The organism is Clostridia bacterium, from assembly GCA_012841935.1.
Classification (GTDB): Bacteria; Bacillota; Peptococcia; order DRI-13; family DTU073; genus DUTS01.
Genome location: DUTS01000122.1, coordinates 1 through 21863, shown reverse-complemented (window position 1 = coordinate 21863; position 21863 = coordinate 1). Strand labels below are relative to the sequence as shown.

Genomic DNA, 21863 nt, shown 5'->3' with positions numbered 1-21863 from the left:
TTCGTTGTACCCGAAGTTAAGCCCTTGGACTGTTATATCAAACAGCGGTAGGTTTTATCCGAAACTGGACAGGAAGAACAGGGAAACAAACAGAACTTATAGAGTTTTATAAGGTTTTGGCAACGGGTTATAAATGGAGCTTAAATTAGTTAATATTGGTTTTGGGAATATTGTGGTGGCTAATCGCATTGTTGCAATTGTTAGTCCTGAATCAGCTCCGATTAAAAGAATTATTCAAGAAGCTAGAGAAGAGGGTTTGTTAATTGACGCTACTTATGGCCGCCGCACTAGAGCAGTAGTGATTATGGACAGCAGTCATGTTGTACTTTCGGCAGTACAGCCGGAAACGGTGGCTCAGCGTTTAAGCCCAAAAGATGTTGTCAATCAGGAGGAAGTTGTGCTCAACATGAAATAAAGTGGTGGAGTGATTCATTTTGCGGCTAACCAAAGGAAATTTAATTATACTTTCCGGTCCTTCCGGGGTGGGAAAAAGCACTGTTTGTCGTGCTTTATTAGCTCAAAGCAATAATTTAGTTTTATCTATTTCGGCAACAACTCGGCAGCCGCGGCCCGGGGAATTGGCTGGCCGCGAATATTTTTTTTATAGTCCTGAGAAATTTGCAGAGGCACTAAAGCAAAATGCTTTTTTGGAATGGGCCGAAGTTTTCGGCAACTATTATGGCACACCGCGGGCTTATGTGGAAAAAGTATTAGCTCAAGGACAGGATTGCCTTTTAGAAATTGATGTTCAAGGAGCATTACAGGTAAAAGCTCAATGGCCGGAGGGTATCTTTGTTTTTTTAGTACCTCCTTCACAGGAGGAACTAAAAAAAAGAATTACCCTACGGGCTACCGAGAATGAAGCAGAAAGACAAAAAAGATTAAATCAAGCTCAAATAGAACTAAGTTATTTATCGGAATATGACTATTTGGTGGTTAATGATGATCTGGCGGCAGCTGTTAAAAAATTGCAGGCAATTATTATTGCTGAAAGGTGTCGTCTTTCTCGTTTAGATAGAAAGGAGGTTTTTTAATGGAACAACCTTGTTTAGATAAAATGATGAAAAGATCTGATTCGAAATATGCTTTGGTGGTGGCTACTGCTAAAAGAGCCAGGCAGCTAACCAATGGGGAAACACCTTTATTGACTGTTCCCGAGGATGAAACTATTAAGCCGGTTAGTATGGCTATGCAAGAAATTGCTGCTGGGAAAATTAAAATAGAGGTAGTTAAAGGCAAGCTAAAGTAGGAGGGGGTTGGGGTGTTTAAAAACAAATGTATAGTAGTAGGTATTACCGGCAGTATTGCCGCTTATAAAGCCATCGATTTGGTAAGTAATTTAAAGAAAAAAGGTGCTGAAGTACACTGTGTTTTAACAAAAGCGGCCCAGGAATTTGTTACTCCCTTGACCTTGCGAACTATTTCTCAAAACCCCGTAATTACTGATCTTTTTTCCGAACCGATAACTTGGAATGTAGCTCATGTAGGATTGGCCGAAAAGGCTGACTTAATTATGGTTGTACCAGCTACTGCCAATATAATCGGTAAAGTGGCTGTGGGTATAGCTGATGATTTTTTATCTACATTAATTATGGCTAGTAAAGCTCCTTTGCTTTTTGCCCCGGCTATGAATCATAAAATGTATCAAAATCCATTAGTGCAGAGAAATATAGCATTTTTACAAACACACGGTTCCTTTTTTGTGGGACCAGCTAGTGGTGCCTTGGCTTGTGGAACAAAGGGACAAGGTCGTTTGATTGATACTGAAATCATCATGGCTCAGGTGGAAGCTCTTTTAGTTCCTGAAAAACCCCTTCAAGGTCTAAAAATATTAATTACTGCTGGTCCAACTCGGGAACCTTTAGATCCAGTGCGTTTCCTTTCCAACTACAGTAGTGGTAAAATGGGTTATGCTTTGGCTAAACAAGCCTATTTATTAGGAGGAAATGTGTTTTTAATTAGTGGACCAACAAATCTTAAGCCCTTTCCCGGGGTTCACTGTCAACAAATTGAAACAGCCTTGGAAATGCATGAGGTGGTAATGGAGCATTTTCCTGATAGTCAAATAGTGATTAAAGCAGCCGCGGTAGCGGATTTTCGTCCTTTAGAAAACAAGACAGAAAAAATTAAAAAAGGCAAGGAAGTGCCTTGCCTTAATTTAACTGGAAATCCAGACATACTTTTGGAGTTGGGAAAACAAAAACAAGGACAAACCTTGGTGGGATTTGCTGCGGAAACTGAGCAGCCTTTAGTTCATGCTCAGCGGAAAGTAAAAGAAAAAAATCTCGACTTTATTGTCCTTAATGATCTTACACAGCCTGGGGCAGGTTTTGGTACTGAAACAAATATTGTGACCTTTGTTTTCCCAGATGGACGAGTCGAGAAATTACCTAAACTCTCCAAAATGGAAGTAGCTCAACTTATTTTGGCAGAAATAATTAGGCAAAGGAGTGGTTTGGTTTGACAAAAAAATTGTTAACTGCGGAATCAGTTACTGAAGGTCATCCAGATAAAGTAGCTGACCGTATTTCCGATGCTATTTTAGACGCACTTTTAAGTAAAGACCCTCAAGCTCGTGTAGCCTGTGAAACTGTTGTTACTACAGGTCTTGTTTTTGTTACTGGTGAAATAACCACCACTTGTTATGTTGATATTCCTAAAATTGTCAGAGATACAGTCAAGGAAATAGGTTATACGCGGGCAAAATTTGGCTTTGATGGTGATACCTGTGCTGTTTTGACTGCACTTGATGAGCAATCACCTGATATTGCTTTAGGTGTTAATCAGGCTTTGGAAGTTAAAACTGGGGAATTAATAGAGAATACTCTAGGGGCTGGAGATCAGGGAATTATGTTTGGTTATGCTACTCAGGAAACGCCGGAATATATGCCTTTAAATTTGGTCTTGGCCCATAAATTGGTACAGCGTCTTGCAGAAGTGCGCCGACAAAAAATTTTACCTTATTTACGTCCTGATGGAAAATCACAAGTAACTGTGGAATATCAAAATGGGCAGCCTTTAAGGGTGGATACTGTTGTTCTGTCTGCTCAGCATAGTGAGGCTCAAGATTTGGAACAAATCCGTGCAGATCTTTTAGAAAAGGTTATTCAACCCATTATTCCCCAAGAACTTATTGACCAAAAGACAAGATATTTTATTAATCCTACTGGACGTTTTGTGATTGGTGGTCCCTTAGGTGATGCCGGACTTACCGGTAGGAAAATTATTGTGGATACTTATGGGGGAATGGCCCGCCACGGTGGTGGGGCTTTTTCTGGTAAAGATCCCACAAAAGTGGATCGTTCAGCTTCTTATGCAGCCCGTTATGTAGCCAAAAACATAGTAGCTGCTGGTTTAGCTGAAAAATGTGAAGTTGAATTGGCTTATGCCATTGGGGTAGCTTCCCCGGTAAGTATTATGATTGAAACTTTTGGTACCAATAAAATACCTGAAGAAAGAATAATAAAAGCGGTAAGAGAACTATTTGATTTGCGTCCTGCCGGTATTATCGAATCCCTTGATCTAAGACGTCCCCTTTATAAACAGGTTTCCGCTTATGGTCATTTTGGTAGATTAGAATTAAATTTACCTTGGGAAAAATTAGACAAAGTAGAAAAGCTGCAGCAGTTAGGTGTAAAGGGCGGGAGTTTGTAATCGTTAAACTAAACTCAACAAATTTTGCTAAATAAGAACAAACAGTATTTATTGCCCATTTTCTGATATAATTACCATGGGGTGGTAAAGATGTATGCTGATGTTTTAATTATGGGTTTAGGTAAAATATATACTTATGGTGTGGGTGATTTGGAGGTAGGCTGTGGAGACTTGGTTGAGGTACCGGTGAGAAATAGATATTATCGGGGTATTGTCTTGGGTTTTAAGGGTGAAAGTGATGTAGAGGGAATTAGAAAGATTAGGGGAATATTAGTCCCTGAAGTAATTAATGAGGTGGGTTTGCGGTTGGCTAAATGGCTGGCTAATTATTATGTATGTTCTTTGGAACGGGTTTTGGGGCTTTTTGTGCCTCCTCCGGTAAGAATGAAGGAGGAGGTAGTTTATATAGCAGAGGAGTTTTTGCCAGAAAGGGAATTGTTGTTACCAGAAAAGGAAAAAGGAATTTTAAAGGCTTTAAGAAAAGGGGATAAAATTAGGCATTCAAGGGAACTTGAATATTTAGTGGAAAATGGTTTTGTTAAGGTGGAAAAGGTGTTTGTTCCCCGGGTAAGTAAACGACAGGAATTGGTTTTTCGGGGGAAAGAGGTTGCTGGAGCTGAAGAATTGTTAAGGCGGGCTCCCAAACAGAGGGAGCTTTGGGAATTATTAAAGACCGGTACTTTTAGGGAAAGTGAATTAAGGGCATATGGACGTTCAGTTATTAAAGGGCTGCGGGAAAAGGGATTAGTGGAAGTGAAAAAAGAGCGATTTTTTCGTGAACCTTTGACGGCAGCATTGGAAAGGAAAAGGCCCGAAAAATTAAATGCCTGGCAGGAAGCGGCTTGTCAGAAGATTTTAAGTAGGCGTGCCAAATGGTTATTATGGGGTGTTACCGGGAGTGGCAAAACAGAAGTTTATTTAAAGATTATGGAGAAAGTACTCACTAGTGGTAAACAGGTATTATATTTAGTGCCAGAGATAGCTTTAACTCCTCAATTGGTTTCTCTTTTGGTTGATGTTTTTGGGGGAGAAGTGGCTGTTTTACACAGTGCTTTATCTGCAGGAGAAAGATATGATGAGTGGACCAAGATTAAGCAGGGACGTGCTCGGGTTGTTTTGGGGCCGCGTTCTGCTGTTTTTGCTCCTTTTACGAATTTGGGATTAATCGTTATTGATGAAGAACATGAAACTACTTATAAACAAAGTGAACCTGAGCCGCGTTATGATGCTCGGCAGGTTGCTGAAAAATTGGCTGAATTATGGGAGGCCTCTTTAATTTTGGGTTCGGCTACCCCGGCTTTGCGTACTTTTTATTTAGCCGAAAAGGGAGAATACCAATTATTAAGATTACCTTATCGGGTAAAGGCTAGGCCTTTACCAGAGGTAGAAATTATTGATCTGAAAAGGGAAATGAAGGCAGGACATTATAGTATTTTTAGTCGAAAATTATTAAACAGTTTAGGGGAAGTTTTTAATGCTGGTGAACAAGCCATTTTATTTATGAATCGTAGGGGGTTTCATACTTTTGTGATGTGTCGAGAATGTGGACGACCTTTAACTTGTCCGCATTGTGAAATTACGTTAATTTATCATCAGGCTAAAAATAAGTTGGTCTGTCACTACTGTCATTTTGAACGTCAGATCCCTAAAAGTTGTGCTTTTTGTGGCAGTACCTTCATCCGTTATTATGGTACAGGTACCGAAAGGGTGGCCGCGGAATTTAAACGGTTTTTTCCCGGGGTATCTTTTGTTAGAATGGATACAGATACTACTCAAAGAAAAGATAGTCATACTTATTTATTAAAAGAATTTCAAAGTGGTAGAGCTCAAGTTTTAATTGGAACACAAATGATTGCCAAAGGTTTAGATTTTCCGAAAGTTACTTTAGTAGGTGTGATTAATCCTGACTTTTTTCTTAATCTGCCTGATTACCAAGCTGCGGAAAGGGCCTATCAACTTTTGACTCAAGTCGCCGGCAGGGCAGGGAGGGGTGAAAAACCAGGTCAGGTTTTAATGCAAACTTTTGATCCCAAGCATTATCTTTTTGAGGCGGTAAAAAAACAGGATTATGAGGCTTTTTATCACCGAGAAATTCTATGTCGAAGGGACTTTGGTTATCCTCCTTTTTGTTTTTTGGCCCGTATTTTAGTAAGTGGTTATCGTGAAAAAGAAGTACTGCAAAGAATAGATGAATGGACTAATCTTTTAAAAGGGGAATCACGGGGGAAAGAGGTCGAGTTTTTAGGGCCGGGCCCAGCTCCTTTAGGTTTAATAAAGAAGCGATTTCGTTATCATTTTTTAATGAAAAGTAGGGATTTGGAAATTCTACAAAGTTTAGCTGCTAAAGTGAGGGAGGCGAATTTAAAATATAGTGATGAACCGCGCACCATTATTGATTTAGAACCACAAAGTTTGTTATAAATAGTGATGAGATTTTATGTAGGGTTAAAAAAATTGAAAGGTGATGACTGGGGATGGCTATTTATCAAATTGTAGAGATTGGGGATGATGTTTTACGCCAAAAGGCGATAAAAATTAGGGAAATTACCCCCCAAGTGATAAAGTTATTGGATAATTTAAGGGATACTTTAAAAGATTCCGAAGTAGGTGTTGGTTTGGCTGCACCGCAAATTGGTATTTCCAAATGTGCGATTGTGGTAGATTTTGAACAATATTATGAATTGCTTAATCCGGAAATAGTGGCAAGTGAAGGTACTGAGGTAGATAGTGAGGGCTGCTTAAGTGTGCCAGGAGTAGTGGGTGATGTGGAGAGAGCTTTTCAGGTAACTGTAGTAGGTTTAAATCGCGGTGGTGAAAAAGTAGTTATTGAAGCCAAAGGGCTTTTAGCTAGAATTTTTCAGCATGAAATTGACCACTTGAATGGTATTTTGTTTGTTGATCGGGCGAAAAATATTGAGGTGGTTGAATAAATGTTAAAAGTGGTTTTTATGGGTACTCCGCATTTTGCTGTACCTGTTTTGGAAAAACTAAATAGTGAATATGAAATAGTGGGAGTAATTACTCAGCCTGATCGGGCCCGGGGTAGGGGTAAAAGGGTTTCTTTTTCCCCGGTCAAAAAAAAGGCATTGGAACTGGGATTGGTGGTTTTACAGCCCCTAAGTGTACGTAAAACGGATTTTTTAGAAATATTGGTGGGATTGAGGCCTGATTTAATTGTTGTGGCTGCTTATGGTCAAATTTTGCCTCGGGAAATTTTAGAATTACCTAAGTTTGGTTGTTTAAATATCCATGCTTCGCTATTACCTCGTTATCGGGGAGCTGCTCCTCTGCAGAGAGTGATTATGGCGGGGGAGAAGCAGACCGGGGTAACAATTATGCTGATGGATGAGGGATTGGATACTGGTCCTCTTTTAAGTCAAAAGGAAATAGAGATAGGTGAATGGACTACAGGTAAACTTCATGATCATTTGGCTGTTTTGGGGGCCGAATTATTAATGGAAACTTTACCATTATGGATTGAAGGGAAAATTAAGCCTAAGATTCAGGAAGGGAAGGTTAGTTATGCTCAGCCTTTAACTAAGGCAGATGAAAAAATTAACTGGGCAAATGGGGCCTTAATGATTTATAATCAAATTAGGGCTTTGAGTCCGCGGCCAGGTGCTTTTACTTTTTTTGGGGATCAGGTTTTAAAAATCTTTGCCGGGATATCTCAGGAAAAGAATTACCCTAATGCTGTACCCGGTGAAGTAGTCGCCCTTTCCAAAGGTAAAGGTTTTGGGGTGCAGACTGGGGAAGGTACTTTGTTTGTGAAAAAAGTACAGCCAGCCGGGAAAAAAATAATGGCAGCCGGGGATTTTATTAATGGCTATCATCTTGAGGTGGGATATGTCTTCTCGGAAAGCAGGACAAGTAGTTAAAAAAAGAGTTTTTATCGGTCTGTTATTGGCTAGTCTTTTTCTTTTGACAGCTGTGGTTTTTTTTGCTTGGTGGTTTTTTACCCAACAGACGTTGTATTTGAATCGTTTGTTTTTGGTGATATTAATGGCTTTAGCTTTTATTCTTTTTGTTTTATTGGCAATCGGTCTTTTGGCTTTGATTTGGAGCTTATGGAGTTTAAAAGAAGTCCCCCCTTTGGAAAATATGATGCGTGGTGTTACTAAATTGTTGTTTCCGGTAGCTTTATGGCTGGGTAAATGGTTAGGTGTGGCTGAAGAAAAAATTAAAAATTCCTATATTCAAGTTTCCAATCAATTGGTAAAAACACAAATTAAGACTAAAGCCTATCAAAGAATTATGATTTTGGCTCCCCATTGTTTACAATGGGTACAGTGCCCGCATAAGATTACCATTAGGGTTGAAAACTGTAAACGCTGTGGTCAATGTGTAATTATGGATTTGTTGGCTTTAGCTGAAGAAACCGGTACTTGTTTAAAGGTTGTTACAGGTGGTACCTTGGCCCGTAAAATGATTAAGGAATATCGCCCTGATGCCGTGGTGGCTATTGCTTGTGAACGTGATTTGGTTAGTGGAATGCAAGATGTGGATGGTTTACCGATTATTGGTATAGTTAATGAGAGACCGGAAGGACCTTGTGCTAATACTAAAGTTGATTTGCGAAAAGTAAGAGAAGCAATTGGGGAACTACAAACTTAGGGAGGTGTTAAAAAATGTTATTTCCTTTTGATCCCACTTTAATTTTAATTCTCCCCGGATTATTATTAGCTTTTTATGCCCAAATTAAAGTTAAGAGTACTTTTGCCCGTTATTTAAGAGTACCCGCAGCGAAAGGAATTAGTGGGGCTGGAGTGGCAAGCGAACTTTTAAGAAGAGAGGGCTTAAATAGAGTAGGTGTGGAAATGGTTGCTGGTGAATTAACTGATCATTATGATCCTAGGAGTCAGGTGGTGCGTCTTTCTCCAGCAGTTTATCAGGGTACTTCTTTGGCTGCTTTGGGAGTAGCTGCACATGAAACTGGTCATGCTTTGCAGCATGCCAATGGCTATTTTCCTTTAGCCATTCGTAATAGTTTGGTACCTGTAGTAAATTTCGGTACAGCTATGGCCATGCCCTTGTTTTTTATTGGTCTTTTATTTAGTTTCCCGGCTTTGTTGAAATTGGGATTATGGTTTTTTCTTTTTGCTGTTTTATTTCAAGTAGTTACTTTACCGGTGGAACTTGATGCCTCACGGCGGGCAGTGGCCCTTTTGCAGAGTCATGGTTTTGTTACTTCTGCGGAAATAGGGGGAGCTAAAAAAGTATTGCGGGCTGCGGCTTTAACTTATGTAGCTGCTTTGGTTGTCAGTTTACTGCAATTTTTGCGGTTATTGGTGATTGCCGGTGCTTTTGGAGAGCGTGATTAATGAAAGAAAGAGAGATTGCCTTTCGTTTATTACTAAAAATTGAAAAAGGGGCCTATGCTAATTTAATTTTGGAAGAGACTTTGCGGCAGCAGAAAAATCTTGAGCCTCAACAGCGGCATTTAATTACTGAATTGGTTTATGGTACGGTAAAATATCGGCTAAAATTAGATTGGCCTATTGATCAATTGGTACATCGTAAAAATAAATTGGCAATGGGTCCCCGTATTTTACTGCGTTTGGCTTTTTATCAGCTCTTTTTTTTGGAGCGAATACCTCCTTTTGCGGTAGTAAATGAAACTGTTAATTTAGCTAAAAAATATTATCATTCGGGAATAGCTAATTTAGTTAATGGTCTTTTGCGTAATTTTCTGCGTAATCCTCAACAGGTTGTTTGGCCTAACCCTGAGATGGAGCCATTAAAGTATCTTTCTGTAGTTTATTCTCATCCCCTGTGGATGATTCAACGTTGGGTAGAGCGATATGGTTGGGAAAACACGCGGGAATTATGTCTATTTAATAATCAGCCCGCTGAACTATGGATTAGAACTAATACTTTAAAATGTACGCGAAAGGAACTTTTGGCCAGGCTTAAAGCTGAAGGTTGTCTGGCTGTTTCCGGTAAACTGGTTCCAGAGTCTATCTTGCTTAAAAAAAGTCCGGTGATTACCACTTTACCAAGTTTCCGGGCTGGATGGTTTTTTGTACAGGATGAAACTGCACAATTAATTAGTCATTGGGTAGATCCACAGCCTGGGGAAATAATTTTGGATGTTTGTGCTGCCCCGGGGGGGAAAACTACCCATTTAGCTCAATTGATGAATAATCGGGGCAAAATTATTGCTTGTGATTTACATCCACATCGGATAACCTTAATTGAGAAAAATGCTGCTCGCCTGGGAATTGAAATTATTGAACCGCGGGTGGTCGATGTCACCAAATTAAAAAATAGTTTAAAGGGTTCTTTTACTAAGATTTTGCTAGATGCTCCTTGTTCTGGTTTGGGTGTATTAAGAAGAAGGCCAGATGCTCGTTGGCGAAAAAAGGAAGCCTCAATTAAAGAATTAGCTTTATTACAATTAAATATTTTAGAAAATATAGTGCCTTTTTTGGCTCCTGGGGGTAAATTAATTTATAGTACTTGTACACTTGAGCCTGAAGAAAATTTTCAGGTTATAGAAACATTTAAAAAAAGGTATCCACAGATGGCAAGCAAACCATATAAATCCAAAGCTTGTCAGCAATTCTTGCCATTTCTTGATACTAGGGAGGGTTTTTTTATTGCCAGACTGCAAAAAGAAAATTGAAATTAGGGCTTTAAATCCAGAGGAAATTAGTGCATTAATCGCTGTTTGGGGAGAAAAACCTTTTCGAGGTCAACAGATTTTTCATTGGCTGCAGGAAAAAGCAGTACCATCTTTTGATGAAATGACTAATTTAAGTCTTGATTTGCGTAAAAAATTAACTCATGCTTTTCCTTTTGTTCCCTTAAAAATGCTAAAAGAAGCGGTAAGTAAAGACGGCACACGTAAATATTTGTGGGAAACGGTTGAGGGGTTAAACTTAGAAAGTGTCCTGCTTTTTCATCAAGGTGAGCGAACCAGAAAAAGAAACACCTTATGTGTTTCCACTCAAATAGGCTGTCCCTTAGGCTGTCAGTTTTGTGCTACTGGTAAATTAGGTTTTCGGCGTAATTTGACGGTTAATGAAATTATGGGTCAAGTTTTGGAAGTTACTGCCCACTGGCGAAAAAAAGATAAAGAGTTTAAAATAAACAATGTAGTTTATATGGGTATGGGAGAACCCCTTTTAAATTTGTCGGCAGTACTTCGGAGTATTTATCTTTTAAATCATCAAGACGGACAAAATATTGGCATGCGGAGAATTACCCTTTCTACTTGTGGTTTGGTTCCGCAAATTGATCTTTTGGCTGAGGAAAAGTTGGATTTGGTTTTGGCTATTTCCTTACATGCCCCTACTAATCAATTACGTCAGCAGTTAATGCCGATTAATCAACAATATCCTTTAGAAGAACTAATGTCTGCTTGTCAGCGTTACATTTCTAAAACTGGTCGGCGTATTACTTTTGAATATTTGTTAATTAGGGGGGTAAATGACAGTTTAGACCAAGCCCAAAAACTAGTTGATCTTTTACGGAACACGGCAGCTAATGTAAATTTAATTCCTTTAAATCCTATTCCCGCAAGTGATCTAGAAAGACCAACTGCCGTGCAGATTAAAAAATTTGCTTCTTTTTTGCGTAAAAAAGGAATTAATGTTGTGCTTCGCGAAGAAAAAGGTAGTGATATTGCGGGTGCCTGTGGTCAATTGGCCGGAGTGGAGTGAGGTGAAAGGCCTTGTTAATTGCCAAAGCGTTATCAGAAGTAGGTTATGTGCGAAAAAACAATGAAGACAATTATTTAATGTCTACTGAACAGGGACTTTTTGTGGTAGCCGACGGTATGGGGGGCCATGCTGGTGGTGGGCTGGCTAGTAGTATGGTTAAACAGGTGCTTAGTGAGGAATTGCTGCCTCTTGCTCCAGAAGTAGATGGTGCCCAAGAACTTTTGCGGGCTTTAATTAAAGCCAATTTGTTAATTTGGCGGCAGGGTCAAAGTAATTATTTAGGTATGGGTACTACTGTTACTGCGGCACTATTTGAAGGTTCTCATTTATTTATTGCTCATATTGGTGATAGTAGGGCTTATTTATTTCGGGAAGGACATTTACATCTTTTAACACAAGATCATTCTTTAGTTAATGAATTGGTACAGAAAGGAGAAATTACGGAAGCGGAGGCAGCCAAGCATCCGCGTCGGAATGTTTTAACTAGGGCTTTAGGTGCTAGCGAAAATCCTCAAATTGATCTTTTACATTTTACTGTTCAAAAAGATGACTATTTATTACTTTGTACTGATGGTTTATATAATCAAGTGAAAGAAGCAGAATTAACAACTTTATTAACTGAAAATTGTCCCTTAGGTGTTCAAGTAGAAAAAATGGTTGACTTAGCCTTACGGCGTGGTGGTAATGATAATATAACAGCAATTTTAGTACATTATCTTTAAAAGTGGGGAAGAGGTGAAATGGTGGTTGGTAGACTTTTAGGCAAGCGGTATCAAATTTTAGAGAAAATTGGCTGTGGTGGTATGGCCATTGTTTATCGTGCCAAAGATATTTTCCTTAACCGGATTGTAGCCCTTAAAGTACTGCGTGAACAATTTGCCGGTGATGAGGAATTTGTCAAGCGTTTTCGGCATGAAGCCCAAGCTGTGGCCAGTCTTTCACATGATAATATAGTTAGTATTTATGATGTCGGTCATGAAAATGATATTTATTATTTGGTCATGGAATTAGTTCGCGGGCGGGATCTCAAGGAAATTATTAAAGAAAAGGCTCCTTTTTCCGCGGAAGATACTGTTTATATTACGACCCAAATTTGTGATGCTTTGACTCATGCCCATCAACAAAAAATTATTCACCGTGATATAAAACCCCATAATATTATTATTACTGATGCCGGTCGGGTTAAAGTTACTGATTTTGGTTTGGCCCGAGCTGTAACTACGGCTACTGTTACTCATACGGGAAATATTATGGGCTCAGTCCATTATTTTTCTCCGGAACAAGCCCGGGGAGAAATTGCAGATGAAAAATCCGATCTTTATTCTTTAGGAGTAGTTCTTTATGAAATGGTTACTGGTAAGGTACCTTTCCAAGGGGATTCACCTATCAGTGTAGCTGTCAGTAAAATACAAAATGAACCAATCCCTCCTCGCGAACATAATCCTGAAATCGGGGCAGCCTTAGAAAAGGTTATCTTAAGGGCTATGGCTAAAAACCCTAAACGGCGTTATCAATCTGCCGAGATGTTAAAGCAAAATCTTTTGGCAGCTATTAGGGAAAATCGTCTTCTTGATCAGGAGGAAGTCGAAGTTACGGAAAAAACTATAGTTTTGCCGCCTGTACGTAAAACTAAAAAAAAGCGGTTCCAATTAAGTGAAATCGCCGAGCCTTTTAAATTATGGACTTGGATGATGGTAGTTTTATTAATTGTCGGTTTTTTATTAGGTATGTATTTGTCGACTACTGTATTGGCCAAAAGTGAAGTAATCGTTCCTGATTTAACGGAAAAAACACTAGCTGAAGCTGAAAGGGAATTAACGTCCCGTGGTTTAATCTTGAAAATGGGAAAGAAAGTTAATCATCCTACTATTGAAGCGGATTTAATTATTACTCAGGTACCTAAACCTAAAGAAGTAGTTAAAAAGAATATTGAAGTAGAGGTAACTTTGAGCAAAGGACCTTTAATGGTAGAAGTACCTACTGTGGTGAATAAATCCTTGACTGCGGCCGAAGTGGAACTTGCTAATTATGGTTTATTAAGTGATCCTTTTTATGTTTATCATAATCAGATTGCCGAAGATTACGTAATTCGTCAGGAACCGGCACCTGGGCAAAATATAGCTCAGGAATCCCTTATTAAATTAATTGTAAGTAAAGGACCAGCACCTACTTGGATTAAAATGCCGCAATTAGTTGGTTATAATTTAACTGAGGCTAAAGAGATTATTCAAAGTAATGGTTTAACTCTGGGAGTTTTGGATCCGGAAACAAGTTATCGTTATCCTGCGGAAACCGTTTTACGTCAGGATCCTGGTGCTGATAGTGAAGTATTACAAGGCACGATCGTCAATCTAGTGATTAGTGCCGGACCTGGACCACAGTGATCAGGGGGGTTGATGTGCAGTTTAAAGGTATTATTATTAAAGGTTATAGCGGCTTTTATTATGTTTGGGAGGAAAATCAAAACAGCCAAAAGGTTTGGGAATGTTCCTTGCGGGGCAAATTTCGTTTGCAAACTCAAACCTTTTTGCCGGGTGATCATGTAGTTTGTACCAAAATAAATACTGAAAAATGTACTGCTGTCCTGGAAAAGGTATTACCTCGTTCTACAGAATTAATTAGACCCCAGATCGCCAATATTGAGCAGGTAATTATTATTACCTCTTTTGCCGAACCAGAACCTGATTTGGCCTTATTGGATCGAATTTTGGTACAGGCGGCCCTACAGAAAATTAAACCTATTTTGTGTTTTAATAAGTCGGATTTGGTGGGGGAAATTAGTCAAAAAGAATTGTTGGCCACTTATACTCCTACCAATTATCCGTTAATAGTTAGTAGTGTGCCTGAAAATAAAGGGATTTCTGTTTTAAAAAACTGGCTGCATAATAAAATTTCCGTATTGGCTGGTCCTTCCGGGGTGGGAAAAACTAGTATTTTAAATGCTTTAGAAACGCATTTATCTTTACCGGTTGGTGCAGTTAGCCGCAAAAGCGGTCGGGGCAGACATACTACCCGGCATGTGGAGTTATTGCCCCTTAGTGGGGGTGGTTTTTTAGCTGATACTCCTGGCTTTAGTCGTTTAAAATTACCAGCGAATTTAACAAGGGAATCTTTAAGCCTTTTTTATCCTGATTTTCAGCCTTTTCAGGCTTTTTGTCAGTTTAAGACTTGTTTACACCGTGAGGAACCACACTGTGGTGTTCGGGAGGCAGTGCAAACAGGTCAATTAAATCAAGGTAGATATGAACGTTATTTACAAATTTTAAATGAAGTGATTGAAGCGGAAAGGAGTTACTAATATGGTCTTATTGGCTCCCTCGGTTTTATCAGCTAATTTTAGTAAATTAGCTCAAGAAATAGCTGTTGTGGAAAAAGCAGGTGCCCATTGGCTGCATTTGGATGTTATGGATGGGCATTTTGTTCCCAACATTACTTTTGGTCCGCAATTAGTCCGAGATTTGCGTTCCCAAAGTAAACTTTTTTTTGATGTGCACTTAATGATTGAAAATCCGGATTTTTTTATTGCTGAATTCCAAAAAGCCGGTGCTGATTTAATAACTGTTCATGCTGAAGCTTGTCTTCATTTGCAGCGGACTATCCAAATGATTAAAAATTTGGGTATAAAAGCAGGAGTGGCTTTAAACCCTCATACTCCTTTGGAGGTTATTAAATATGTATTGGAAGATTTGGATTTAGTCTTATTAATGACTGTTAACCCCGGTTTTGGTGGTCAGCATTTTATTTCTTCTGTGCTGCCTAAAATTTGTTTATTAAAAAATTGGGCACAAGCTAGAAAGCCAGAACTATATCTACAGGTAGATGGGGGGATTAATCAGGAAACTGCTCCTTTAGTATTAAGGGCTGGTGCCAATGTTTTAGTTGCGGGATCGGCGATTTTTAAGGCTCCTGATCCGGTTAAGGCTGTAGCTCAACTTTTGCATGTGGGGGAGGCAAATGACTAATTTTCAATGTGTTTTGTTAGCAGGTGGTCTTTTAAAAGATGATGCTTACCATCAAGAATTATTAAGTCAAGCTAAAACTATTATTTGTGCTGATAGTGGAGCTAATGAGGTTTTAAGATTAGGCTTTAAGCCTGATTATGTAGTTGGTGATTTGGATTCTTTGCATCCTCAAAATTTGGAGATGTTAAAAACTGCCAAGTTAATTCGTTATCCCCGTGAAAAAGATTATCCTGATACATATTATGCTTTACAAAAGGCTCTGCAGTTAGGTTATCAAAGAATAGCTTTATTAGCCTGTTTAGGAAAAAGATTTGACCATGCTTATGCTAATGTGATGCTTTTGACTTTACCTGAAGTAAGAAATTTGGATGTCCGTATTTTAGAGCCTGAGCAAGAAATATTTTTAGTGAAAAAGAAAATGAAAATAAAAGGGCAAAAGGGAGCTACATTATCCCTTTTGCCTCTTAGTGAAAAAGTGAGGGGAATCACCACCCAAGGATTATATTATCAAGTAGAAAATGGTACCTTCACACAGGGTTATCCTTTAGGAGTTAGTAATGTTTTAATAGAAGATGTTTTTGAAATTTCTTTGGAAAGTGGTCTTTTATTAGCCCTCCACAATAAAAAGAAAAAAAGCGGTAATTTCCGCTTTTTAGATCCGACGGGTTACTTTTCCGGAACGTAGACAGCGTGTACATACTTTTATAGTTACCGGTTTTCCATTTAGAGTAGTTTTTACTGTTTGTAAATTAGGGGCCCAGGTTTTTTTAGATCTTCTATGTGAATGGCTTATTTTCATCCCTGTACTGGTGCCTTTATTGCAAATAGCACATTTGCGAGCCATTTAATCCACCTCCTTAAGCACACTGCTTTGTTATTCTATCAAATAGCACTGGGGATGGCAAGCTAAAAAATTGAAAGAAGGCGGTTTTTTTATGCGTAAACAGATCTTGCAAATTCTTATTGATCATCAAGGGAACTATATTTCCGGTGAGGAAATAAGCAGTTATTTACAGGTAAGTCGTACTGCTATTTGGAAGCATATCCAAAGTTTAAAGGAAGAGGGATATGAGATTATTTCCTCTACTGGGAAAGGTTATAGTTTAAAAGGGAGGCCGGATTTACTTACACCTCTGGAAATTAAAACAGGTTTAAAAACTAAAATTATGGGTCAAAAGCTATTTTGTTATACCTCGGTAGGTTCTACCAATGAAATTGCTAAAAAAAAGGCTTTGGCTGGTGAACCTGAGGGCAGCATTGTGGTAGCCGAAGAACAGGTAGAGGGTAAAGGTAGATTGGCTCGTTGGTGGGATTCTCCGACTTCGGGTTTATGGGTTTCCTTAATTTTGCGTCCTCAAATTGATCCTTATCAGGCCCCACATTTAACTTTTGTTAGTGCTGTGGCCGTTTGTCAGGCTTTAAGAAGGTTTACCGGGTTAAAGGTAATGATTAAGTGGCCTAATGATTTATTATATCAGGGGAAAAAATTATGTGGGATTTTAACTGAATTGGGTGCTGAATTAGCAGTTGTCAATTACATTATTATCGGTATAGGGATTAATGTAAATCAGCAGGAAAAAGATTGGCCGCCGGAAATAAGGGCTAAAGCCACCTCTTTGGCTGCTGCTTCTGGAAAAAATTGGCGGCGGGTAGATCTTCTACAAGTACTTTTAGAAGAATATGAACAAGTTTATCAATTATATTTAATGCAGGGATTCCCGACAATTCTTTCTTTATGGCGGGAGATGAATGTTACGTTGGGTGCTGAGGTAGTTGTTACTTCACGTGAGGAAACCTATGCAGGTTTTGCTGAGGATATAGATGACTATGGCTGTTTGTTAGTCAGGCGTGAAACTGGGGAATTAGAATCTTTAATTGCCGAGGATGTTAGCTTACAAAAAACCTATAATCATGAAGATTAGAATATTGTATACTTAGCGGAAAGATGAGTGTTTATCTGGTAAACAAATAAAGTCTTGATATAATATTAGAGATAGTTTAGGTCAAAGCGGGCAAGAATAAATGGGGAAGGAAGGGATTTTCTAAAAATGAATACATCAGAAAAAATTAAAGAGCTCCGTCTTTTAACTAAAGAAATAGAGGCTGGTGGCGGAAAAGAAGCAATTGCCAAACAGCATCAAAAAGGAAAATTAACGGCCCGGGAACGGCTGATGAAATTACTTGACCCGGGTTCTTTTACAGAATTAGATAAATTTGTAGCACATCGCTGTGTTAATTTGGGTATGGAAACCAAAAAATTGCCGGGTGAAGGAGTGATTACCGGTTATGGAACCATTGACAAGCGTTTAGTTTATGTTTTTGCCCAGGATTTTACCATTTTGGGTGGTTCCTTAGGTGAAATGCATGCTCAAAAAATATGTAAAGTGATTGATTTGGCGATGAAGGTAGGGGCCCCTGTAATAGGCTTGAATGATTCTGGGGGAGCCCGAATTCAAGAGGGTATTGATGCTTTAAGCGGTTATGGTCAAATTTTTTATCGTAATACTTTAGCTTCGGGAGTGATCCCACAGTTGTCTGTTATTTTAGGTCCCTGTGCCGGTGGGGCCGTTTATTCACCTGCTTTAACTGATTTTGTTTTTATGGTGAAAAACATTTCCAAAATGTTTATTACTGGTCCTCAGGTGATCAAAGCAGTTACTGGAGAAGAAGTTACCCTTGAGGAATTAGGGGGTGCAGAAGCCCATAGTGAAAAAAGCGGGGTGGCACATTTTACAGCTAAGGATGAATTGGAATGTTTTCGGCAAATTAGAACTCTTTTAAGTTATTTGCCGGCCAATAATTTAGAAAATCCACCCTTTAAAGAAAATAGTGATGATCCGGGAAGAGTTGAACCTAAATTAAACACACTATTACCGGAAAGTACTAATAGAGCCTATGATATGGCTGCCGTAATTTCTTTAATTGTGGATCAGGGTGAATTTTTTCAAACAATGCCTACTTATGCTCCCAATATTTTAACTGGTTTTGCCCGTCTAAACGGACGTGTGATAGGTATAGTAGCCAATCAGCCTTTTGTTTTGGCTGGCTGTTTGGATATTGATGCTTCTGATAAAGCGGCTCGACATGTACGTTTTTGTGATGCTTTTAATATTCCCTTGGTTAATTTTGTAGATGTTCCCGGTTATTTACCGGGTTTAAGCCAAGAATATGGTGGTATTATTCGTCATGGAGCCAAATTATTGTATGCTTATTCTGAGGCTACAGTACCGAAAATTACCGTAATTACACGTAAGGCTTATGGAGGGGCTTATTTGGCTATGTGTTCTCGTGCTTTGGGGGCTGATCAGGTAATTGCTTGGCCTACGGCTGAAATAGCTGTTATGGGAGCAGAAGGAGCGGCTAATATAATTTTCCGGAAGGAAATAGATCAGGCTTTGGATCCTGTAGCTAAACGCCGGGAAAAGATAGAGGAATATCGTGAACGTTTTGTTACACCTTACATTGCCGCCCAAAGGGGTTATGTTGATTTAGTTATTGAGCCAAGTGAAACACGTCCTCGCTTAGTTAATGCTTTGGAAATGTTGATTTCCAAACGAGAAACACGGCCGGCAAAAAAACATGGTAATTTGCCTTTATAAGGGGTGAAAAAATGTCTGTACTTATTTATGGGTTAAAAGTTACCTTTTTGGGAATGGGAATAGTCTTTATCAGTTTAGTTTTTTTAATCCTGGTTATTAATTTAATGGCTAAACTCTTAACACCCAAACCGGTAATTTCCAAAGAACCAGCACTTGAGGTAAAAGAGCCTACTGAAGCTGAAATAATTGCCGTAATTACGGCTGCTATAGCTTGTTTGAAATCTGAGCAAGCCATAAGAATTAAAACAATCCGTCGTTTGTCTGCCGAAGGGGTGCCTTTATGGAGTGCTATTAGTAGACAGGAAATTATGTCTGGAAGACAAACGAGATAGTCAAGGAAAATAATATTAGAAAAAAGGAGGGGCTTGAAGATGAGAAAGTTCCGCATGAAAGTAAATGGTAAAATTTACGAAGTTGAGGTCGAAGAAATTGGCGGTACACCAGTTTCGCAAACTGCACCACTTACGCAAACGGTAGTAGAACCTGAGGTGGAAAAGCCTAGTAATAATGAAATACTTCCCGAAGGTGCTGAAGTAGTAAGAGCACCTTTGCCGGGTAAAATTATTTCCTTACATGTTAAAGTAGGTCAGCAAGTTAATGAAGGTGATTTGTTGGTAGTTTTGGAAGCTATGAAAATGGAAAATGAGATTTTTGCCGGTCAAAGTGGTGTTGTTCGTGAAATCATGGTAGGTGAAGGGGCTGCAGTAGATGCCGAAGATATTCTGGTAGTAATTGTAGCTTGATTAACAGTGGAAGGAGACGGAAATAGATGGGTGATTTAAATTTAGCTAAGGCCATTTCCAATTTAATCATGAGTACGGGCTTAGTTAATTTATCCTTACAACAAATAATTATGTTTTTTATAGCTTGTTTATTAATTTATTTGGCGATAGTAAAAGGTTTTGAACCATTACTACTTTTGCCGATTGGTTTTGGAATGCTTTTGGCCAATATTCCTAATGCTGGTCTAATGTCCCTACCTGAAATGACGTTTGATCCACTTACTGGTGAACCAGATATTAGTCCTGGGGGATTGCTTTATTATCTTTATCAGGGTGTAAAATTAGGTATTTATCCCCCCCTGATTTTTTTGGGTGTAGGGGCAATGACTGATTTTGGACCTTTAATTGCTAATCCCAAGACATTATTATTGGGTGCTGCAGCTCAATTTGGAATCTTTTTAACTTTTATAGGTGCCCTGTTTTTAGGTTTTTTACCTACTGCTGCTGCTTCCATTGGTATTATTGGTGGAGCTGATGGTCCGACAGCTATTTTCTTAACTTCTAAATTGGCACCAGAATTGCTGCCTGCTATTGCTGTGGCTGCTTATTCCTATATGGCACTGGTACCAATTATTCAGCCGCCAATTATGAGGGCTCTGACCACTAAAAAAATGCGTTCAGTGGTCATGGATCAATTGCGGCCTGTTTCCCAAACCGAAAAAATAGTTTTCCCTATTTTAGTTACTTTAGTGGTTTCTTTATTAGTACCTGATGCTACACCTTTAATCGGGATGTTAATGTTAGGTAATTTGTTCCGTGAATCAGGTGTAGTGAGAAGATTAAGTGAAACAGCTCAAAATGCTCTTTTAAATATTATTACCATTTTTCTCGGGGTGACGGTTGGGGCTACTGCCAGTGCAGAAACCTTTTTAAATCCGAGTACTTTAAAAATTATTCTTTTAGGTTTAATTGCTTTTTGTTTAGCTACAGCAGCTGGTGTGCTTTTAGGTGTTTTGCTTTATTTCCTTTCTGGTGGTAAAGTAAATCCCCTGATTGGTTCTGCCGGTGTTTCGGCGGTACCGATGGCAGCTCGTGTTTCTCAAGTAGAGGGACAAAAAGAAAATCCTAAAAACTTTTTATTAATGCATGCTATGGGACCTAATGTGGCTGGAGTGATTGGTTCAGCAGTAGCTGCAGGAGTATTATTAGCTTTATTCGGTTAAAAAATTTAATTTTTAAAATGGTAAAAGGTTCTAACAAAATTAATTTTAAAAAATGAATAAAAAAAATGCAGATAGCGAAGAATAAGAATACTTCAAGATAAAGGAGGTGAAGCTGAAATGCCTCGTAATACTAACAAACCTGCAGCACAAGGTGCTGCTCAGGCTCTGGATCAATTGAAATTTGAAATTGCCAATGAGTTGGGAATTACTAATTATCAGGAAATTGATAAAGGTCAGTTGACTTCTCGTCAGAACGGTTATGTAGGAGGTTATATGACCAGAAAATTGGTTCAAATCGCCGAAGAAGCTTTATCCAGGGGACACATGGTGTAATAAATTCCCGTTAAAATAAGATTAAAAAACAAGCAGGGGCTTTTAAAAGGCCACTGCTTGTTTTTTCCCTAGTTTAAATACTCGTCTACATGTTCTGGATCTACCCCGGGGTGTAAAGCTAAAGTTAAGGATCTAGCTATAATTTTAGCTGTATTAGTAATTTGTTCATCTATTTCTTTGGGTGTAACCATCAATTGACCGCCAAAGGGTTCCAAAACTTTGCTAATCATTTGTTCAATTGCGATTGGCTGTAATCCTTGATAAAGATTGTGTAAAGGGGGAGTACTGCGTAAATGCTCCAACAGTTTTTCCATAGCTTGATGGGCAATGATCCCGGCATGTACAACTGTGGGCACACCGATAGCAATTACGGGAATACCCATTGTTTGCTGATTAATCCCGACTCTTTGGTTGCCGACACCTGAACCGGGATTAATCCCAGTAGTGGCGATTTGAATAGTAGCATTAATCCTTTCCACACTACCTGCGGCTAAAGAATCAATAGCAATTAAAAGGTCTGGTCTTAAACGATCCACAATACCTTTAATTATTTCTGCGGTTTCTATGCCAGTCAGACCCAAAACACCGGGGGCTAAAACACTTACTGGTCTTAAACCCTGACGCATTTCCGGAGGGGCATAATTAAATAGATGCCGTGTAGCTCTGAAAAAAGCAGCGGTTTTAGGACCTAATGAATCTGGGGTAG

Annotated in this window: 25 protein-coding genes; 23 read left to right on the top strand and 2 right to left on the bottom strand. The window is 38.9% G+C overall.

Features of this window, described 5'->3' with window-relative positions; translation table 11 throughout:
• Positions 1 to 133 precede the first annotated feature (133 nt).
• The 17 genes from GX687_06815 to GX687_06735 all read left to right on the top strand — a co-directional run bounded on the left by GX687_06815 (position 134) and on the right by GX687_06735 (position 15965).
• Positions 134 to 415 (top strand): DUF370 domain-containing protein, encoded by a 282-nt coding sequence (locus GX687_06815; protein HHX97146.1) that lies wholly within the window; start codon positions 134 to 136, stop codon positions 413 to 415.
• Positions 416 to 431: 16 nt separating this feature from the next.
• Positions 432 to 1034, top strand: coding sequence for a guanylate kinase (gmk, locus tag GX687_06810; GenBank protein HHX97145.1), 603 nt, complete (start codon positions 432 to 434; stop codon positions 1032 to 1034).
• Positions 1034 to 1249, top strand: a complete 216-nt coding sequence (locus GX687_06805; GenBank protein HHX97144.1) for a DNA-directed RNA polymerase subunit omega — start codon at positions 1034 to 1036, stop codon at positions 1247 to 1249. The genes gmk and GX687_06805 overlap by 1 nt, the downstream gene beginning before the upstream one ends.
• Positions 1250 to 1261: 12 nt before the next feature.
• Positions 1262 to 2464, top strand: coding sequence for a bifunctional phosphopantothenoylcysteine decarboxylase/phosphopantothenate--cysteine ligase CoaBC (gene coaBC, locus GX687_06800; GenBank protein HHX97143.1), 1203 nt, complete (start codon positions 1262 to 1264; stop codon positions 2462 to 2464).
• Positions 2461 to 3654 (top strand): methionine adenosyltransferase, encoded by a 1194-nt coding sequence (locus GX687_06795; GenBank protein HHX97142.1) that lies wholly within the window; start codon positions 2461 to 2463, stop codon positions 3652 to 3654. The genes coaBC and GX687_06795 overlap by 4 nt, the downstream gene beginning before the upstream one ends.
• 81 nt (positions 3655 to 3735) lie before the next feature.
• The gene (gene priA, locus GX687_06790) at positions 3736 to 6075 is read left to right on the top strand and encodes a primosomal protein N' (protein HHX97141.1); all 2340 of its coding nucleotides are present in this window, start codon (positions 3736 to 3738) and stop codon (positions 6073 to 6075) included.
• A gap of 53 nt (positions 6076 to 6128) precedes the next feature.
• Positions 6129 to 6584 carry a peptide deformylase gene (gene def, locus GX687_06785; GenBank protein HHX97140.1) on the top strand — a complete coding sequence of 152 codons (456 nt, stop codon included), beginning with the start codon at positions 6129 to 6131 and terminating at the stop codon, positions 6582 to 6584.
• A complete protein-coding gene (locus GX687_06780; protein ID HHX97139.1) occupies positions 6585 to 7532 on the top strand; it encodes a methionyl-tRNA formyltransferase in 948 nt (315 codons plus the stop codon).
• The gene (locus GX687_06775; GenBank protein ID HHX97138.1) at positions 7477 to 8268 is read left to right on the top strand and encodes a DUF116 domain-containing protein; all 792 of its coding nucleotides are present in this window, start codon (positions 7477 to 7479) and stop codon (positions 8266 to 8268) included. The genes GX687_06780 and GX687_06775 overlap by 56 nt, the downstream gene beginning before the upstream one ends.
• 14 nt (positions 8269 to 8282) lie before the next feature.
• Positions 8283 to 8975 (top strand): zinc metallopeptidase, encoded by a 693-nt coding sequence (locus tag GX687_06770; GenBank protein HHX97137.1) that lies wholly within the window; start codon positions 8283 to 8285, stop codon positions 8973 to 8975.
• Positions 8975 to 10279 carry a 16S rRNA (cytosine(967)-C(5))-methyltransferase RsmB gene (rsmB, locus tag GX687_06765; protein HHX97136.1) on the top strand — a complete coding sequence of 435 codons (1305 nt, stop codon included), beginning with the start codon at positions 8975 to 8977 and terminating at the stop codon, positions 10277 to 10279. The genes GX687_06770 and rsmB overlap by 1 nt, the downstream gene beginning before the upstream one ends.
• Complete coding sequence (gene rlmN, locus GX687_06760; GenBank protein HHX97135.1) at positions 10254 to 11318, top strand: 23S rRNA (adenine(2503)-C(2))-methyltransferase RlmN; 1065 nt, start codon at positions 10254 to 10256, stop codon at positions 11316 to 11318. Before rsmB ends, rlmN begins: the two co-directional genes overlap by 26 nt.
• A gap of 11 nt (positions 11319 to 11329) precedes the next feature.
• Positions 11330 to 12040 (top strand): Stp1/IreP family PP2C-type Ser/Thr phosphatase, encoded by a 711-nt coding sequence (locus GX687_06755; GenBank protein ID HHX97134.1) that lies wholly within the window; start codon positions 11330 to 11332, stop codon positions 12038 to 12040.
• Positions 12041 to 12061: 21 nt separating this feature from the next.
• Complete coding sequence (gene pknB / locus GX687_06750; protein ID HHX97133.1) at positions 12062 to 13702, top strand: Stk1 family PASTA domain-containing Ser/Thr kinase; 1641 nt, start codon at positions 12062 to 12064, stop codon at positions 13700 to 13702.
• Between the two features lie 14 nt (positions 13703 to 13716).
• Positions 13717 to 14616, top strand: coding sequence for a ribosome small subunit-dependent GTPase A (gene rsgA, locus GX687_06745; protein HHX97132.1), 900 nt, complete (start codon positions 13717 to 13719; stop codon positions 14614 to 14616).
• A gap of 1 nt (position 14617) precedes the next feature.
• Positions 14618 to 15280 (top strand): ribulose-phosphate 3-epimerase, encoded by a 663-nt coding sequence (locus tag GX687_06740; protein ID HHX97131.1) that lies wholly within the window; start codon positions 14618 to 14620, stop codon positions 15278 to 15280.
• Positions 15273 to 15965 (top strand): thiamine diphosphokinase, encoded by a 693-nt coding sequence (locus tag GX687_06735; GenBank protein ID HHX97130.1) that lies wholly within the window; start codon positions 15273 to 15275, stop codon positions 15963 to 15965. The genes GX687_06740 and GX687_06735 overlap by 8 nt, the downstream gene beginning before the upstream one ends.
• On the opposite strand, the gene GX687_06730 is transcribed toward GX687_06735, so the two are convergent.
• A complete protein-coding gene (locus GX687_06730) occupies positions 15933 to 16124 on the bottom strand; it encodes a 50S ribosomal protein L28 (GenBank protein HHX97129.1) in 192 nt (63 codons plus the stop codon). The two genes, GX687_06735 and GX687_06730, sit on opposite strands and share 33 nt — an antisense overlap.
• A 91-nt stretch (positions 16125 to 16215) precedes the next feature.
• On the opposite strand from GX687_06730, the gene GX687_06725 reads away from it, so the two are divergent.
• The 6 genes from GX687_06725 to GX687_06700 all read left to right on the top strand — a co-directional run bounded on the left by GX687_06725 (position 16216) and on the right by GX687_06700 (position 21157).
• On the top strand, positions 16216 to 17202 hold the full coding sequence (locus tag GX687_06725; GenBank protein ID HHX97128.1) for a biotin--[acetyl-CoA-carboxylase] ligase: 987 nt from the start codon (positions 16216 to 16218) through the stop codon (positions 17200 to 17202).
• Between the two features lie 126 nt (positions 17203 to 17328).
• Positions 17329 to 18879, top strand: coding sequence for a methylmalonyl-CoA carboxyltransferase (locus tag GX687_06720; GenBank protein HHX97127.1), 1551 nt, complete (start codon positions 17329 to 17331; stop codon positions 18877 to 18879).
• A gap of 11 nt (positions 18880 to 18890) precedes the next feature.
• The gene (locus tag GX687_06715; GenBank protein HHX97126.1) at positions 18891 to 19211 is read left to right on the top strand and encodes an OadG family protein; all 321 of its coding nucleotides are present in this window, start codon (positions 18891 to 18893) and stop codon (positions 19209 to 19211) included.
• 39 nt (positions 19212 to 19250) lie between these two features.
• Positions 19251 to 19622 (top strand): DUF2118 domain-containing protein, encoded by a 372-nt coding sequence (locus tag GX687_06710; protein HHX97125.1) that lies wholly within the window; start codon positions 19251 to 19253, stop codon positions 19620 to 19622.
• Between the two features lie 26 nt (positions 19623 to 19648).
• Positions 19649 to 20824, top strand: coding sequence for a sodium ion-translocating decarboxylase subunit beta (locus GX687_06705; GenBank protein ID HHX97124.1), 1176 nt, complete (start codon positions 19649 to 19651; stop codon positions 20822 to 20824).
• Between the two features lie 117 nt (positions 20825 to 20941).
• On the top strand, positions 20942 to 21157 hold the full coding sequence (locus GX687_06700; protein HHX97123.1) for an alpha/beta-type small acid-soluble spore protein: 216 nt from the start codon (positions 20942 to 20944) through the stop codon (positions 21155 to 21157).
• Between the two features lie 68 nt (positions 21158 to 21225).
• Here GX687_06700 and GX687_06695 read toward each other — a convergent pair.
• Positions 21226 to 21863 (bottom strand): GPR endopeptidase (locus GX687_06695; GenBank protein HHX97122.1); only part of this gene is annotated, 638 nt, incomplete at its 5' end.